Here is a 16644-nt window from a genome sequence, read left to right as displayed (position 1 = left end):
GAAAATAACCATCCGCTCAGTGAAATAAGCGCTTTCGCCATCCTAGTCTTCGTCCTACTCTGCGTCCACGGGGCGAGACCAACAATAGCCGGCAGCCGACTCAGAACGAGCGCCACCCCATTGCAGGACCCCTTTCGCCTCTGCCCTCGATCAACGCACCGCACATGCGGCCGACAACGACAGGTGGAACGCAGCCATGGCCTTTCTCGAACTTCAAGCACTGTGCAAACGCTACGGACCCGTGCAGGCCGTGGTAGCGACCGACATGAGCGTCAGCCAGGGCGAGTTCGTCTCGCTGCTCGGCCCTTCGGGTTGCGGCAAGACCACCACGCTGCAGATGATCGCCGGCTTCGTCGATGTCACCAGCGGCCGGATCGTGCTCGACGGCCGCGATATCACCCATGCCAAACCCAGCAGCCGTGGCCTTGGCGTGGTATTCCAGAGCTACGCGCTGTTCCCGCACATGAGCGTGCGCGACAACGTGGCCTTCGGCCTGAAGATGCGCAAGGTTGGCAGCAGCGACATCCGCACCCGTGTCGACCAGGTGCTGGCGCTGGTGCGCCTGACCGCCCATGCCGACCGTTACCCACGCGAGCTGTCCGGGGGCCAGCGCCAGCGGGTGGCCCTGGCTCGGGCCTTGGTGATCCAGCCGCCGGTGCTGCTGCTCGACGAGCCATTGTCCAACCTCGACGCGAGCCTGCGCGAGGAAATGCAGTTCGAGATTCGCCGCATCCAGTGTGAAGTCGGCATCACCACGCTGATGGTGACCCACGACCAGGCCGAAGCCTTATCGATCAGCGACCGGGTGGTGGTGATGCAAGCCGGTCAGGTCACGCAGATCGACGAGCCCTACAAGCTCTACGAGCACCCGCGCACGCCGTTCATTTCCGGTTTCGTCGGCAAGGCCAACCTGCTGCCCGGCGAGTACGACGCGCTGGGCCAGCCCCAGGTCTTGGCACAGGCCGGGGAAGGCGAACTGATGTTGAGCCTGCGCCCGGAGAAGATCGATTTCTGCAACGCCGGTGATGGGCGCATCCAGGGCCGTATCGTGACCCGCTATTTTCTCGGCAGCCAGTGGCTGTACCGCTTGGAAACGGTGCTCGGCGAGATCACCGTGGTGCGGCGCAACGATGGCAGCGCACCGCTGGCCACCGGCGTCACTGTCGGCCTGGACTGGCCGGGCGAGCTGCTTCGCGTGCTCGCCAGCGAGGCCTGCGCATGAGCCGCGGATACCTGCTGTCGGCGCCGGCGCTGGCGCTGTTCGTCGGTCTGCTGATCGTCCCGCTGGGGCTGACCCTGGTGCTGTCGTTCAACCTGTTCGACTACGAAGTGGGGGTCAAGAGCGACAGCTACACGCTGGCCAACTACGCCGCCCTGCTCAGCGACGGCTATTTCTACGAAATTTTCTGGCGGACCTTCTGGATCAGCGCTCTGGTGACCCTGCTGTGCGTGGTGATCGGCGTGCCGGAGGCTTACATCCTCAGCCGCATGGGCACGCCGTGGCGCTCGATCTTCCTGATTCTGATCCTGACCCCGCTGCTGATTTCGGTGGTGGTGCGCGCCTTTGGCTGGAGCCTCTTGCTGGGCGCCGATGGCCTGATCAATCAGGCTATCGCAGCGCTGGGCGGGCGGCCGCTGAAAATGCTCTACACACCCTTCGCGGTGATTCTGGCGCTGGTGCATGTGATGTTGCCGTTCATGATCATCCCGGTCTGGACCTCGCTGCAGAAGCTCGACCCGGCTGCCGAGCAGGCGGCGCAATCGCTGGGCGCAAGCCAGGCCAAGGTGATGCGCCTGGTGGTGCTGCCGCAGATCATGCCCGGCGTGCTGTCGGGCACGCTGATCGTCTTCGGTCTGGCGGCCAGCTCGTTCGCCATTCCCGGGCTGCTCGGCGGGCGCCGCTTGAAGATGGTCGCCACGGTGGTCTACGACCAGTACCTGTCGGAACTCAACTGGCCCATGGGCGCAACCATTGCGGTGGCGCTGTTGCTGGCCAATCTGCTGATCATGCTGTCCTGGAACCGACTGGTCGAAGGTCGCTACAAGAAAGCCCTGGGGGAATGATCGATGTCCAAGAACGGTCCGTTGGCCCTGTCGTTTCATGCCTTGGTGGTGGTGTTCATGCTGGCCCCGCTGGTGGTGGTGTGCCTGGTGGCGTTCACCCCGGAGAACACCCTTACCCTGCCCACCTCCGGGTTTTCCCTGCGCTGGTTCCGCGCCGTTTTCGAGCGCGCCGATTTCATCGATGCGTTCTATAACAGCCTGATCCTGGCCGTGGTGGCTGCAACCCTGGCGACCCTGATCGCCGTGCCGGCGGCGCTGGCGATCACCCGCTATCACTTTCCGGGACGCGACTTTCTCAATGCGCTGTTTCTGTCGCCGATCATCATTCCGCACCTGGTGCTGGGCGTGGCGATGCTGCGCCTGTTCGCGCTGATGGGGGTCAATGGCAGCTTCGTCTGGCTGATGCTGGCCCATGTGGTGGTGATCACGCCTTATGTGCTGCGTCTGGTGATCGCCGCCGCCATCGGCATCGACCGCAGCGCCGAGCAGGCGGCGGAATCGCTGGGCGCCAGCCGTTTCACCCTGTTTCGTCAGATCACCCTGCCGATGATCCTGCCGGGGGTGGCCGGGGGCTGGCTGCTGGCGTTCATCAACAGCTTCGACGAGGTGACCCTGTCGATCTTCGTTACATCGCCTGCCACCCAGACCCTGCCGGTGCGCATGTACGTGTACGCCACCGAGTCCATCGACCCGATGATGGCGGCGGTGTCGGCGCTGGTGATCGCCTTGACCGCCGCGACCATGATTCTGCTCGACCGGGTGTATGGCCTGGACCGCGTACTGGTGGGGAAAAACTGATGGCTTTGTTCAAGCGCCTGGCCGAACTCGATCGCGCGTCGGTACCCTTCACCCTCGATGGACAAGCGGTGACCGGTCTGGCTGGGGATACCCTGCTGGTCGCAGTACTGACCTGCGCCGAGCACCTGCGCGGCAGCGACTTCAGTGCCCAGGCCCGTGCCGGTTTCTGCCTGATGGGCGCCTGCCAGGATTGCTGGGTGCGCTTGGGCGACGGCCGCCGCGTGCGCGCCTGTGCCACGCCACTGGAAGCCGGCATGCAGGTCGACCGCGAACCGGGGCGGCGCTCGTGAACGCGGTGGTGATCGTCGGCGCCGGACCGGCCGGCATCCGTGCCGCGCAGACCCTGGCCGCCCATGGCCTGCGCCCGTGCCTGGTGGACGAAGCCTTGCAGGGCGGCGGCCAGGTCTATCGCCGAGCACCGGGCAACTTTCAACGTCCTGCCAGCCAGCTCTATGGCTTCGAAGCGCGCAAGGCAGGTGCGGTGCATCAGGCGCTGGACGCGCTGCGTGGGCAGATCGACTACCGACCCGACACATTGGTGTGGAACGCCGAGGATGGCTACCTGCACACGCTCAACCAGCAGCGCGTCGGCACCGTCAAGTATGACCGCCTGTTGATCGCCACCGGCGCTACCGACTGCATCCTGCCGGTGCCGGGTTGGACCTTGCCCGGTGCCTACAGCCTCGGCGCTGCGCAGATTGCCTTGAAGGCCCAGGGGTGCGCCATTGGCGAGCAGGTGGTGTTCGCCGGCAGTGGGCCGTTGCTGTATCTGGTGGCCTATCAGTACGCCAAGGCCGGCGCGCGGGTGCTGGCGGTATTGGATAGCTCGCCGTTCGCTGCTCAGGTCGCAGCCCTGCCCCGGCTGCTGCGTCAGCCCTTGACCCTGGCCAAGGGTCTGTACTACCGCGCCTGGCTGACTGCCCATGGGATCGCCGTGCACCAGGGCGCGCATCTGGTCAGGGTCGACGGCGAGCGCAGGGTCGAAGCCGTCACCTGGCAGCAAGGTGGCAAACGACACACCCTGGCTTGTGACGGGTTGGCCTTCGCTCACGCGCTGCGCAGCGAAACGCAACTGGCCGACCTGCTCGGTTGCGCGTTTACCTGGAGCGCGCTCAACCGGGCCTGGCTGCCGAGCCGCGACCCGGCCGGGCGCAGCAGCGTGCCGGGGGTCTATCTGGCCGGTGATGGCGCTGGGATCATGGGTGCCGATGCGGCGGAAATGGCCGGCGAGCGCGCCGCCCTGGCCCTGCTCGAAGACCTGGGTGTCGCCATCGACGCCAGGCGTGGCGCGCACCTGCAAAGGCAACTGGCGCGCATCCAAGGGTTTCGTGCCGGCCTGGAAGACGCATTCCCGTTCCCCGAGGACTGGGCTCGCCAGGCGCCCGATGAACTGATGCTGTGCCGATGCGAGGAAGTCAGCGTCGGCGAGGTACGCGGGGTGGTCGCCCAGGGCCATACCGATATCAACCGAGTCAAAGCCCATTGCCGGGTCGGCATGGGCAGGTGCCAGGGGCGCATGTGTGGCAGCGCCACCGTGGAAATCATTGCCCAAGCCGCCGCGTGCTCGCCGCAGGACGTCGGCCGCCTGCGCGCGCAGGCGCCCATCAAGCCGCTGCCCTTCGGTGTGGAGGTGCAGCCTTGAGCCAGGTCTGCGAAACCGATGTGATCATCGTCGGCGGCGGAATCGTCGGTGCTTCGGCAGCCTTGATGCTGGCGCTGCGCGGTCAGCGGGTGGTATTGCTGGAGCGCGACTGCTGCGGCTCGCGGTCCAGCGGCGTGAACTACGGTGGCGTGCGCCGTCAGGGCCGTTCGCTGGTGCAATTGCCGCTGTCGCAGCGCGCCCATGAACTGTGGAGCGACCTGCCCGGGCTGATCGGCATCGACGGCGAGTACGTGCGTTCCGGTCATCTCAAGCTGGCCCGCAGCGACGCCGACATGGCCCGTCTGCAAGCCTGGGCCGACGCCGCCGCGGGTTTCGATCTGGGGGTGGAGCTGCTCGATCGTGGTCAGTTGCGCCAGCGTTTTGCCTGGGTGGGCGACGTGGCCGTGGGTGCGTCGCTGTGCAGCGCCGATGGGCATGCCAACCCACGCCTGGTATCGCCCGCCTTCGCGGCAGCGGCCAGGCGTGCCGGTGCACGGATCCTCGAGCAGGTGCAGCCGTTGGCCTTCGACCATGACGGCCAGGCGTTCGTGCTGGCCTGCAGCAACGGCGAACGGCTGCGCGCGCCCTGGCTGCTCAACTGTGCCGGGGCCTGGGCGAACCACATCGCCGAACAGTTCGGCGAGCAGGTACCGATGACCAGCGGCCACCCGGCAATGCTGGTGACCGAACCGCTGCCTGTGGTCATGGACGTCAGCACCGGGGTCGAGGGCGGTGGCATCTACGCGCGCCAGGTGGCACGGGGCAATTGCGTGCTCGGCGGCGGGCAGGGTTTCGCCGTGGACACGGTGCGGGCACGCCCCGGTCAGCTGGCCACCCTGGATATCCTGCGCAACGCCGTCGAGTTGTACCCGTTCCTGCACGGCGCGCAGGCGATCCGTACCTGGAGCGGGACCGAAGGCTACCTGCCCGACCGCGAGCCGGTGATCGGCCACAGCCTGGCGCAGCCGGGCCTGATCCACGCCTTCGGCTTTGCCGGAGCCGGTTTCCAGATCGGCCCTGCGGTCGGTGAAGCCTTGTCGCAACTGGTCGTCGAGGGCCGCAGCCAGGCGCCGATCGACGCGTTTTCCATCCAACGCTTTTCTCCCCTTGAACTGCATAAAGGAAGGTCGCTTTCATGAAGCCAGTCAAACCTACGGTTCACGCACTCTCCCTCGCTGCACTGCTTGCAGCCACCGGCGCCCAGGCCGGGCCCACGCTCTACCTGGGCATGAACGGCGGCACCATGGAACGCCTGTACGCCGACAAGGTGCTGCCGGCATTCGAGGAGGCCAATGATGTGAAGGTGGTCATCGTTCCGGGCACTTCTTCCGACATTCTCGCCAAGGTCCAGGCGAGCAAGGACAACCCGCAGATCCATGTGATGTTTCTCGACGACGGCATCATGTACCGCGCCATCTCCATGGGCCTGTGCGACACCCTGCAGGACAGCGACGGCCTGGCGGCCATCCCGGCCAAGGCGCGGATCAAGGATCAGGCGGCTGCGGTCAGCCTGGGGGTGACTGGGCTGGCCTACAACACGCGCCTGTTCAAGAAGAATGGCTGGGCCGCCCCCACCTCGTGGATGGACATGGCTGATAGCCGTTTCAAGGAAAAACTGGTGTTCCAGTCACTCGCCTCCTCGACCTTCGGCCTGCATGGTTTCCTGATGTTCAACCGCTTGCAGGGTGGCAGCGAGACCGATGTCGAACCGGGGTTCAAGGCATGGCCCAAGACGGTAGGCCCCAATGTGCTGGAGTACATCGCCAGTTCGGCGAAGATCTCCGAGATGGTGCAGACCGACGAGGCCGCGTTGTTTCCGCTCACACCGACTCAGGTGACCGCCTTGAAACTGCGCGGTGTACCGGTTGAGTACGCGCAACCCAAGGAGGGCGCGGTGGTGCTCAACGTGGCGGAATGCGTGATCGCCAAGAACGACCAGCCCGAGCTGGCCCAGAAGCTGGCGGCCTACCTGCTGAGCCCCGAGGCCCAGGCACCGGCACTGGAGGAAGGCGATCAGATACCGTCCAACCCCAATACCCCAACAACCGACAAGACCCGTGGGCAGGTGCAGGCGATGGAGAAATACCTGGAAACGGCAGTGGCCATCGACTGGGATCAGGTCAACCAGCTGCGCCCTACCTGGAACGCCCGCTGGAGCCGCTCGATCGAGCGCTAGGCCACGCACCGAGTCGCCCGTTTCGCGGCCACGGACCGCTCCTACGCAAAATCCGTAGGAGCGGTCCGTGGCCGCGAAAGGCGCGACGCGGTCCAACTGGTACACCGCAGTGCCCGGTTCGCGGCCGATGACCGCTCCTACGGGGAATGTTGCTGTATCAGTCCGCCAGGCGCCAGGTGGTGCCGCCCTTGCCGTCTTCCAGCACAACGCCCAACGCGGTGAGCTGGTCGCGGATGCGGTCGGATTCGGCCCAGTCCTTGCCCGCTCGTGCCGCCAGACGTGCGGCGATGAGGGTGTCCACCTGGGCCGCATCGACGCGACCGGCAGCGCCGGCCTGGAGGAATTCGTCGGAATCGAGCTGCAATACCCCGAGCAGGTCGCCCATTTCGCGCAAACGACCGGCCAAGCCCGCAGCTGCGTCGACATCACTGTCACGCAAACGGTTGATCTCGCGCACCAGATCGAACAACACGGCGCAGGCCTCCGGTGTGCCGAAGTCATCGTTCATGGCATTGGCAAAGCGCTCGACGAACAGCTCGCCCCCCGCTGCCGCCACTTTCGGCAAGCCCTTGAGCGCATGGTAGAACCGCTCCAGCGCGCCCTTGGCTTCCTTCAGGCTGTCTTCGGAATAGTTGATCGAACTGCGGTAATGGCTGGAAACCAGCAGGTAGCGCACCACCTCGGGCTGATACTTCTCCAGCACATCGCGAATGGTGAAGAAGTTGTTCAGCGACTTGGACATCTTCTCGCCGTTGATGCGGATCATCCCGCAGTGCAACCAGGCGTTGGCGTACGGCTTGCCGGTGGCCGCCTCGCTCTGGGCGATCTCGTTCTCGTGGTGCGGGAATTCCAGGTCGTTGCCGCCACCATGAATATCGAAGGTGTCGCCCAGGCAGCAGGTCGACATCACCGAGCATTCGATGTGCCAGCCAGGACGGCCTGGGCCCCACGGTGACTCCCAACTAGGCTCGCCGGGCTTGACGCCCTTCCACAGGACGAAATCGAGGGGGTCCTGCTTGGCCTCTTCCACTTCGATGCGCGCCCCGATGCGCAGGTCTTCGATCTTCTTGCGCGACAGCTTGCCGTAGCCCTGGAACTTGCCGACCCGGTAGTACACGTCGCCGTTGCCCGGCGCATAGGCATAGCCCTTGTCGATCAAGGTCTGAATCATCGCCAGCATGCCCGGGATGTGCTCGGTGGCACGCGGCTCCTGATCCGGCTTGAGGATGTTCAGGCGCGCCTCGTCCTCGTGCATCGCATCGATCATGCGCGCGGTCAGGGCATCGAAGCTTTCGCCGTTGTCCCGCGCACGGTTGATGATCTTGTCGTCGATGTCGGTGATGTTGCGCACGTAGGTCAGCTCATAGCCGCTGTAGCGCAACCAGCGCGTGACCAGATCGAACGCGACCATGCTGCGACCGTGGCCCAGGTGGCAGTAGTCGTACACGGTCATGCCGCACACGTACATGCGCACCTTGTTGCCATCCAGCGGCGTGAAGACCTCTTTGCTCTTGCTCAGCGTGTTGTAGATGTTCAGCACAACGATTCCTCAACTTGGCCTGGCGAGGCTCAGCCCCACGAGTCACGCAGGGTGACGGTACGGTTGAACACCGGACGACCCGGTTGCGTGTCGACCAGGTCGGCGCAGAAATAGCCTTCGCGTTCGAACTGGAAACGATCTTCCGGCGCCGCGTTGGCCAGCGACGGTTCGGCGCGGCAGCCACGCAGTACCTGCAGGGAGTCGGGATTGATGTTGTCGAGGAACGTCGCGCCGTCTTCGGCCTTCTCCGGGTTGGCCGAGCGGAACAGGCGATCGTACAGGCGTACTTCACACTCGACGCTGGCCGCGGCCGGAACCCAGTGGATCACGCCCTTGACCTTGCGCCCTTCCGGATTCTTGCCCAGGGTGTCCGGGTCGTACGAGCAGCGCAGCTCGACGATGTTGCCGTCGGCATCCTTGATCGCTTCGTCGGCACGGATCACGTAGCTGCCACGCAGGCGCACTTCGCCGTTGGGCTCCAGGCGCTTGTAGCCCTTGGGCGGCTCTTCCATGAAGTCGTCGCGGTCGATGTACAGCTCGCGCTCGAACGGCAAGGCGCGCACGCCCATGTCTTCCTTGGGGTGGCGCGGCAGCTCGAGCTGCTCGACTTGGCCTTCCGGATAGTTGGTGATCACTACCTTGAGCGGGCGCAGCACGCACATGGCGCGCGGTGCGTTGCGGTCGAGGTCGTCACGGATGCTGAATTCGAGCATCGACATGTCGACGACGCCATCGGAACGGTTGGTGCCGATCATGTCGCAGAAGTTGCGGATCGACGCCGGGGTGTAGCCGCGACGGCGGAAACCGGAGAGGGTCGACATGCGCGGATCGTCCCAGCCCTGCACGTGCTGTTCGTCGACCAGCTGCTTGAGCTTGCGCTTGGAAGTCAGCGTGTAATTGAGGTTCAGGCGGCTGAACTCGTACTGGCGCGGGTGCGCCGGCACTGACAGATGGTCGAGGAACCATTCGTACAGCGGACGATGCCCTTCGAATTCCAGGGTGCAGATGGAGTGCGTGATGCCTTCGATGGCGTCGGACTGACCGTGGGTGAAGTCGTAGTTGGGGTAGATGCACCAGGCATCGCCGGTCTGGTGGTGATGGGCGTGGCGGATGCGGTAGAGAATCGGGTCGCGCAGGTTCATGTTCGGCGAGGCCATGTCGATCCGCGCACGCAGTACGCGCTCGCCGTCCTTGAACTCGCCAGCCTTCATGCGCGCGAACAGGTCGAGGTTTTCCTCGACGCTGCGCTCGCGGAACGGGCTGTTGCGGCCAGGCTCGGTCAGGTTTCCGCGGTACTCGCGCGCCTGCTCGGGGGTCAGGTCGCAGACGTAGGCGTCGCCCTGCTTGATCAGCTCCACGGCCCAATCGTGCAGCTGGTCGAAGTATTGCGAGGCGTAACGCTCTTCACCGGCCCACTCGAAGCCCAGCCACTTGATGTCGCGCTTGATGGCGTCGATGTATTCCTGATCTTCCTTGGCCGGATTGGTGTCGTCGAAACGCAGGTTGCAGACACCGCCGAATTCCTGCGCCAGGCCGAAGTTCACGCAGATCGACTTGGCATGGCCGATGTGCAGATAGCCGTTGGGCTCGGGCGGGAAGCGGGTAACGATCTGGCTGTGCTTGCCGGCGTCCAGGTCGGCCTGGACGATCGGGCGCAGGAAGTTGGCGGGCACGGCAGGGCCATTGCCTTTGGAGTTGGGAGCGTTGTCGGCGGTGGGCTTGCTCATTGGAATCCTTGAACGAACGATGCGGCGGCAGCCAGGGTAGGCCGACCAAATCAAAGCGCTTATCATAGCCGAAGCGGTCAACCGGCTGACAGGCCAGCCCCGACAAACTATCGGGTAAATCCTGCAGCGCGGCAAAAAACAGCCTTTGAATAGGCATCGTCGCCTGTAAACTGGGCGCCGTCGCTAGCGAATTTCCACAGAACATTCTCCACAGAACAGAGAGAGACCCATGTCCAAAGTCAAACTGACCACCAACCACGGCGTCATCGTCCTGCAACTGAACGCCGAAAAGGCCCCGCTGACCGTGGCCAACTTCCTCGAGTACGTGCAGGCCGGCCACTACGAAAACACCGTATTCCACCGCGTGATCGGCAACTTCATGATCCAGGGCGGCGGTTTCGAGCCTGGCATGAAAGAGAAGAAGGACAAGCGCCCGAGCATCCAGAACGAAGCCGACAACGGCTTGCCGAACAAGAAGTACTCGGTGGCCATGGCCCGCACCATGGAGCCGCATTCTGCTTCGGCGCAGTTCTTCATCAACGTGGGCGACAACAGCTTCCTCAACCACACCGCGAAAACCACCCAGGGCTGGGGCTACGCGGTGTTCGGTGAAGTGGTCGAAGGCCAGGACGTGGTCGACAAGATCAAGGGCGTGTCCACCACCTCCAAGGCCGGTCACCAGGACGTACCCGCTGAAGACGTGATCATCGAGAAAGCCGAGATCGCTGAGTGATACTGCTGATCTCCGATCTGCACTTGCAGGAAGAACGCCCGGACATTACCCGGGCGTTTCTGGATTTCCTCGGCGGGCGTGCGCGCTCAGCCGAGGCGCTGTACATTCTGGGCGACTTCTTCGAAGCCTGGATCGGCGACGACGCCATGACCCCTTTCCAATCGTCCATCTGCGCAGCGCTGCGCGCGCTCAGCGACGGTGGCACGAAGATTTTCCTGATGCACGGCAACCGCGACTTCCTGATCGGCTCGAGCTTCTGCAGGAAGGCCGGTTGCAGCCTGCTGGCGGACCCGAGTGTAGTGCGCTTGAACGGCCAGGCGGTGCTGTTGATGCACGGCGACAGCCTGTGCACGCGCGACGAAGGCTACATGCGCCTGCGCCGCGTGCTGCGCAACCCGCTGACCCTGTTCGTCCTGCGCAACCTGCCGCTGGGCACGCGTCACACGCTTGCCCGCAAGCTGCGCAATGAAAGCCGGGCGCAGACCCAGATGAAAGCCCATGACATCGTCGATGTCACCCCTGAAGAGGTGCCGCGGGTGATGCGCCAACACGGTGTGGCCACCCTGATTCACGGGCATACCCATCGTCCGGCAGTGCATGAGCTGCAGATCGGTGATCTGCAGGCACAGCGTATCGTGCTGGGGGACTGGGATCGTCAAGGGTGGGTGCTGCAGGTGGATGACCGGGGCTTCAACCTGGCGCCGTTCGATTTCCCGGCGCCGGCGGTCTGATACACCGCGCTGTCCTGTTCGCGGCCACTGACCGCTCCTACAGGTAGATCGCGGTGCCTCCGTAGGAGCGGTCAGTGGCCGCGAACAGGCGCCACGGTTTTCAATGCCCACCACCGGCAGCCGGCCCGGCCTTGGCGGTGAACGGTGGCTTGGCCAGCCAGACCAACAGCACCAGCCCGGCGAAGATCCATCCCATCAGGGTGAAATAGTCCACCGTACTCAACATGTAGGCCTGGCTGTTGACCATCTGCTCCATCCGCGCATACGCCTGAGGCGTGTTGCCGCCCATCTGCTCCAGTGCATGGCGGGTCACCGGATCGTAGGTGCTGATGCTCTCGGTCAGGTAGGCATGATGCTGATCGGCGCGGCGAATCCAGATCCAGGTCGTCAACGATGCGGCGAAACTGCCGCCCAGCGTACGCAGGAACGTCGCCAGGCCCGACCCGTCGGCAATCTGCTGCGGTGGCAGGTCCGACAGCAGAATGCTCAAGGTGGGCATGAAGAACAGCGCCACGCCAGCGCCCATGAACAACTGCACCAGTGCCACATGCTGGAAGTCCACCTGGCTGTTGAACCCGGCACGCATGAAGCAACTGGTACCGATAGCCACGAACGCGAGGCCCGCGAGCAGACGCAAATCGAACTTGTGTGCGTACTTGCCGACAAAGGGCGACATCAGCACCGGCAGGATACCGATAGGTGCTACCGCAAGGCCCGCCCAGGTGGCGGTGTAGCCCATCTGGGTCTGCAGCCACTGCGGCAGGATCAGGTTGATGCCGAAAAACCCGGCATAGCCGAACACCAGCACCAAGGTACCGATGCGGAAGTTGCGGAACGCGAACAGTCGCAGGTTCACCACTGGATGCTCATCGGTCAGCTCCCAGATGACGAACGCCGTCAAGGCTACGGCCGATATGACCGAGCCGACGATGATGAACCCGGACTCGAACCAGTCCAGATCGTTGCCCTTGTCCAGCACCACCTGCAATGCACCGACGCCGATGATCAACGTGATCAGGCCGACATAGTCCATGGGCTGTCTGCTCAGGTGCACCGGCCGCTTGGCCATCTGCTGACGCACCACAGCACAGGCGAACAAGCCGATGGGAATATTGATGAAGAAGATCCACGGCCAGCTGTAGCTGTCGGTGATCCAGCCACCCAGGATCGGCCCGGCGATCGGCGCCACCACCGTTACCATCGCCAACAGCGCCAGGGCCATGCCGCGCTTGGCCGGTGGATACACGGCGATCAGCAGGGTTTGCGTCATCGGGTACAACGGCCCTGCGACCAACCCCTGCACCACGCGAAAGCCGACCAGCTCGGGCATCGAGGTGGAAATGCCGCACAGGAACGAGGCTAGCACGAACAACAGTGTGGCCCAGAGAAACAGCTTCACTTCACCGAAGCGTCGACTCAGCCAGCCGGTCAGTGGCAAGGCGATGGCGTTGCTCACCGCGAACGAGGTGATGACCCAGGTGCCCTGCTCGGAGCTGACCCCCAGGTTGCCGGAAATGGTCGGCAGGGCGACGTTGGCGATGGTGGTGTCGAGCACCTGCATGAAGGTCGCCAGCGACAGGCCAATGGTGCAGAGCAACAGGCTTGGCGGCGTGAACGAGGCTTTGGAATCCATGATCCACCCTTTGCAATGCGATGCCGCGCCCGCCCTTCAGGGCCCGGCGCAGGCGAATCAGCGCGTGGCCGTGGTACCGGGCGCTGCGCTGTTGTCGTGGATCAACTGGGCGATCATGGCGTCCGCCTCACCCAACTGCTTGTCGTAGACATTGGTGGTGAAGGACGCCTGCTGCGGGGGTTGCTGGGCCAATACCGGCCCGCTCTGGTCGTGCAGATTCACATCGACCACCGTCGACAGGCCGATGCGCAGCGGGTGCTCGCGCAACTGCGCGGGGTTGATGTGCACCCGCACCGGCACCCGTTGCACGATCTTGATCCAGTTGCCCGTGGCGTTCTGCGCCGGCAGCAGGGCGAACGCACTGCCGGTACCGGCGCCCAGGCTGTCGATGGTGCCGCTGTACTTCACCTCGTCGCCGTACAGGTCACTGGTGATGTCCACCGGCTGGCCGATGCGCATGTGGCGCAGCTGGGTTTCCTTGAAGTTGGCGTCGATCCACAGCTGGTCGAGCGGGATCACCGCCATGGTCGCGGTGCCCGGCTCGATGCGCTGCCCCAATTGCACGGTGCGCTTGGCCACATAGCCGGTCACCGGGGCGATCAAGGTGGTGCGGGCATGGGCCAGATAGGCCTGGCGCAACTGCGCTGCCGCGGCACGTACGTCGGGATGATTGGACACCTGCGTGGCATCCACCAGCGCGGTCGAAGTTGCCAGTTGCTGCTGGGTGTTGCTCAAGGCGCTTTGCGCGGAAATCAGATCGTCATGGGCGTGGGACAGCTCTTCCTGCGAGATCGCCCCGTCGGACGCCAGGTTCTTGCGTCGGCCATAGTTGTCCTGCGCGCGTTGCACTTCTGCCTTGCGTGCAGCGACCTGGGCTTTCATGCCGTCAACGTTGCTGTACAAGCCACGCACCTGGCGTACCGCCTTGGCCAGGTTGGCCTGGGCATTCTGCAGGTCGATCTGCGAATCGTTCGGGTCGAACTGCACCAGCGGCTGGCCCTCGTGGACCAGGTCGCCGTCGTCGGCGCCGATGCTGATCACCGTGCCCGTGGTCAACGGTGTGATTTCCACCACATTGCCATTCACGTAGGCATCATCGGTGCTTTCGCTCCAGCGCCCGTACAGCGTGTACCAAGCCCAGACGCCCAGACCGCCGAGCACCACCAGGGCGAGCAGGATGAACAGCCAAAGCTTGCGCTTGCGACGGTTGCCCGGCGCCTTGTCGTTGGCCGACGGCGCTGCGGGCGGTTGCTGGGTGGCATTGGAATCAGTGGCAGTGGCATTGGCCATGGCAGTTCACCTGAAAGGGTTCGGTCGGTGTTGCATCGAGCAGGTCAGTCCGGGGTCTCACGGCGGCGGGTTCACCCAGCGGCGGTACCCAGCGCCAACAGGGGGTCCCCGGAAGCCTGCAGCAGCTTCGTGAGAATCCGTTCCAATTCGACGATTTCTTCGCGTTCGAGCATGCCCACCAGCTCGTTCATGGCATTGGCACCGATGACCGGCAAGCGTGCCGCCAGTGCCTGCCCCTCTTCGGTCAGCACCAGCTGCACCTGGCGTCGATCGGCGGCGCTGCGCTGGCGCCTGATCAGCTGCTTGTGTTCCAGGCGGTCGAGCATGCGTGTCATCGAACCGCTGTCCAGCGCCAGGTAGCGGGACATTTCCGCCGGTGTGTCGATACCGAACCGCGCATTGATGATCAGCACCTTGAATTGCGCCGCGGTTACCCCGTAAGGCACCAGGTGCGCGTCCAGCAAACGGTCCTTCAACGCCGATCCACGGCCCAGCAGCAGGCCCAGATTGCAGGTATGGAAGGTCTCGGGGGTGTAGTGATTCATGGGCTGGCAGGCTGTCCCGACTGTGTGAACACATCTTTGAAACATAATGTTACTGCTTAGGCAGACAATGTCAAGGCAATGGTTAGCTTGCTAACAGATAGATCTGTCGGTCGCTTTCACCGGAAAAATTCGCCCGATCCCGATCGTGGCTGGCCAAAGCACGCAACGCTTGGGGCATAATGCTGGCGTTTCACCCGTAGTGGGGGTCTTCATTTCCTTATATGGCCCTCGTTTTCGTCACCCCTCGCCTGCAGGGTTTTCACGCACATGATCAAATCTCTTCGTCCAATACTGCTCGCCGGCCTGATGTTGCCACTGGCATTTCCCATCGCTGCCGCCCCCCTGAACACCACCCTGCCGCCCAAGGTTCAGCAAGCCATCAAGGCCAGCAAGCTGCAGAACGATGCACTGTCACTGGTCATGCTGCCGCTCAACGGCCCCGGCAGCCCGACCGTGTTCAACGCCGACGTGTCGGTCAACCCGGCCTCGACCATGAAGCTGGTCACCACCTATGCAGCACTCGAGTTGCTGGGGCCGACCTACCAGTGGAAGACCGAATTCTTCACCGACGGCACCCTGAGCAACGGCGTGCTCAACGGCAACCTCTACCTCAAGGGCGGCGGCGACCCCAAGCTGAACATGGAAAAGCTCTGGCTGCTCATGCGCGACCTGCGCGCCAACGGCGTGCGCCAGGTGACGGGTGACCTGGTGCTGGACCGCAGCCATTTCGTGCAGCCGCAACTGCCAGCGTTCAACGACGACGGCGGCGACGAAAACGCACCGTTCCTGGTGCGTCCGGATTCGCTGCTGGTCAACCTCAAGGCGCTGCGCTTCGTCACCCGCAACGACACCGGCAAGGTGCTGGTGTCGGTCGAACCGCCGATCGCGACCATCCGCATCGACAACCAGGTCAAGGCCCTGCCCGGCACCAAGTGCACGGGCGATGTGCGCTACAACCCGATCACCCAGGCCGACGGCATGACCGTGGTGGTCAGCGGCCAGTTGGCCGAGGGCTGCAGTTCGCAAACCTACCTGTCGCTGCTCGACCACCAGAGCTATGCAGCCGGCGCGGTGCGGGCCATCTGGAACGAACTGGGCGGCAGCATCCAGGGCGGCGACCGTCTAGGGGCCGTGCCGAAGAGCGCGCGAGTACTGGCGCGGGCGTTTTCGCCGGATCTGGTGGAAATCATTCGCGACATCAACAAGTACAGCAACAACACCATGGCTCAGCAGCTGTTCCTCAGCCTGGGCGAGCGCTATCGCAACGAGGCCGACGGCGACGACGCCAAGGCCGCGCAGCGGGTGATTCGTGGGTGGCTGGCGAAAAAGGGCATCACCGCATCGCATCTGGTGATGGAGAACGGCTCGGGGCTGTCGCGTGACGAGCGCGTCAGCGCGCGGGAGATGGCCACCTTGCTGCAGGCGGCCTGGAAAAGTCCGTACGCTGCCGAGTTCATGGCGTCGATGCCGATCGTCGGCATGGACGGCACCATGCGCAAGCGCCTCAAGCGCACGGCCCTGCAAGGTGAAGGCCACATCAAGACCGGCACCCTGAACACCGTTCGCGCCATCGCCGGCTACAGCCGCGACAGCAATGGCAACACCTGGGCGGTGGTCGCCATTCTCAACGACCCACGCCCGTGGGGCGCCTCGTCGGTACTGGATCAGGCACTGCTGGATCTGTATTCGCAGCCAAAAGCCGCGTCTACTTCGCCCAACATCCAGTAATCCACCCAGACCCTCTGGAAGGGGGGCGCGCTGCTTG

Annotated in this window: 15 protein-coding genes; 10 read left to right on the top strand and 5 right to left on the bottom strand. The window is 64.2% G+C overall.

The annotated features are described in order from the left end of the window. Window positions 1-196 precede the first annotated feature (196 nt). Genes IFT76_RS09735 through IFT76_RS09705 form a run of 7 tightly spaced genes read left to right on the top strand, consistent with a single transcriptional unit; the run spans window position 197 to window position 6680 of the window. On the top strand, window positions 197-1222 hold the full coding sequence (locus tag IFT76_RS09735) for an ABC transporter ATP-binding protein (RefSeq protein ID WP_192058134.1): 1026 nt from the start codon (window positions 197-199) through the stop codon (window positions 1220-1222). Then, window positions 1219-2064 carry an ABC transporter permease gene (locus tag IFT76_RS09730; protein ID WP_185794471.1) on the top strand — a complete coding sequence of 282 codons (846 nt, stop codon included), beginning with the start codon at window positions 1219-1221 and terminating at the stop codon, window positions 2062-2064. Before IFT76_RS09735 ends, IFT76_RS09730 begins: the two co-directional genes overlap by 4 nt. A 3-nt stretch (window positions 2065-2067) precedes the next feature. Further along, a complete protein-coding gene (locus IFT76_RS09725) occupies window positions 2068-2862 on the top strand; it encodes an ABC transporter permease (protein ID WP_122476031.1) in 795 nt (264 codons plus the stop codon). After that, on the top strand, window positions 2862-3152 hold the full coding sequence (locus IFT76_RS09720) for a (2Fe-2S)-binding protein (protein WP_122476033.1): 291 nt from the start codon (window positions 2862-2864) through the stop codon (window positions 3150-3152). Before IFT76_RS09725 ends, IFT76_RS09720 begins: the two co-directional genes overlap by 1 nt. After that, window positions 3149-4504 carry an FAD-dependent oxidoreductase gene (locus IFT76_RS09715; RefSeq protein ID WP_192058132.1) on the top strand — a complete coding sequence of 452 codons (1356 nt, stop codon included), beginning with the start codon at window positions 3149-3151 and terminating at the stop codon, window positions 4502-4504. Before IFT76_RS09720 ends, IFT76_RS09715 begins: the two co-directional genes overlap by 4 nt. Then, window positions 4501-5643: an NAD(P)/FAD-dependent oxidoreductase gene (locus IFT76_RS09710; RefSeq protein ID WP_192058131.1), complete on the top strand. Its 1143-nt coding sequence runs from the start codon at window positions 4501-4503 to the stop codon at window positions 5641-5643. Before IFT76_RS09715 ends, IFT76_RS09710 begins: the two co-directional genes overlap by 4 nt. Beyond that, window positions 5640-6680: an ABC transporter substrate-binding protein gene (locus tag IFT76_RS09705; RefSeq protein WP_122476038.1), complete on the top strand. Its 1041-nt coding sequence runs from the start codon at window positions 5640-5642 to the stop codon at window positions 6678-6680. Before IFT76_RS09710 ends, IFT76_RS09705 begins: the two co-directional genes overlap by 4 nt. A gap of 157 nt (window positions 6681-6837) precedes the next feature. Here IFT76_RS09705 and cysS read toward each other — a convergent pair whose 3' ends face one another. Both cysS and IFT76_RS09695 read right to left on the bottom strand, forming a co-directional pair. Next, on the bottom strand, window positions 6838-8220 hold the full coding sequence (cysS, locus tag IFT76_RS09700; RefSeq protein ID WP_192058129.1) for a cysteine--tRNA ligase: 1383 nt from the start codon (window positions 8218-8220) through the stop codon (window positions 6838-6840). A 29-nt stretch (window positions 8221-8249) separates the two neighbouring features. Further along, window positions 8250-9947, bottom strand: a complete 1698-nt coding sequence (locus tag IFT76_RS09695) for a glutamine--tRNA ligase/YqeY domain fusion protein (protein WP_122713769.1) — start codon at window positions 9945-9947, stop codon at window positions 8250-8252. A gap of 229 nt (window positions 9948-10176) precedes the next feature. On the opposite strand from IFT76_RS09695, the gene IFT76_RS09690 reads away from it, so the two are divergent. Beyond that, entirely contained in the window at window positions 10177-10680 is a 504-nt protein-coding gene (locus IFT76_RS09690) for a peptidylprolyl isomerase (RefSeq protein ID WP_122476043.1), read from the top strand. Beyond that, window positions 10677-11411 (top strand): UDP-2,3-diacylglucosamine diphosphatase, encoded by a 735-nt coding sequence (lpxH, locus tag IFT76_RS09685; RefSeq protein ID WP_192058127.1) that lies wholly within the window; start codon window positions 10677-10679, stop codon window positions 11409-11411. The genes IFT76_RS09690 and lpxH overlap by 4 nt, the downstream gene beginning before the upstream one ends. A gap of 100 nt (window positions 11412-11511) precedes the next feature. Here lpxH and IFT76_RS09680 read toward each other — a convergent pair whose 3' ends face one another. The 3 genes from IFT76_RS09680 to IFT76_RS09670 form a co-directional block, all read right to left on the bottom strand. Beyond that, on the bottom strand, window positions 11512-13044 hold the full coding sequence (locus IFT76_RS09680) for a DHA2 family efflux MFS transporter permease subunit (protein ID WP_122476047.1): 1533 nt from the start codon (window positions 13042-13044) through the stop codon (window positions 11512-11514). A gap of 57 nt (window positions 13045-13101) precedes the next feature. After that, window positions 13102-14334, bottom strand: coding sequence for an HlyD family secretion protein (locus IFT76_RS09675; RefSeq protein WP_192058125.1), 1233 nt, complete (start codon window positions 14332-14334; stop codon window positions 13102-13104). Window positions 14335-14405: 71 nt separating this feature from the next. Then, window positions 14406-14879: a MarR family winged helix-turn-helix transcriptional regulator gene (locus tag IFT76_RS09670; protein WP_192058123.1), complete on the bottom strand. Its 474-nt coding sequence runs from the start codon at window positions 14877-14879 to the stop codon at window positions 14406-14408. Between the two features lie 267 nt (window positions 14880-15146). Here IFT76_RS09670 and dacB point away from each other — a divergent pair, with 267 nt between their 5' ends. Continuing rightward, complete coding sequence (gene dacB, locus IFT76_RS09665; RefSeq protein ID WP_185794463.1) at window positions 15147-16607, top strand: D-alanyl-D-alanine carboxypeptidase/D-alanyl-D-alanine endopeptidase; 1461 nt, start codon at window positions 15147-15149, stop codon at window positions 16605-16607. Window positions 16608-16644: the final 37 nt, after the last annotated feature.

It is taken from the genome of Pseudomonas sp. CFBP 13727 (assembly GCF_014841915.1).
Taxonomy (GTDB): Bacteria; Pseudomonadota; Gammaproteobacteria; order Pseudomonadales; family Pseudomonadaceae; genus Aquipseudomonas; species Aquipseudomonas baltica.
Note: the sequence above shows the minus strand (reverse complement) of the source record. Positions and strands in the feature narration are given on the sequence as shown.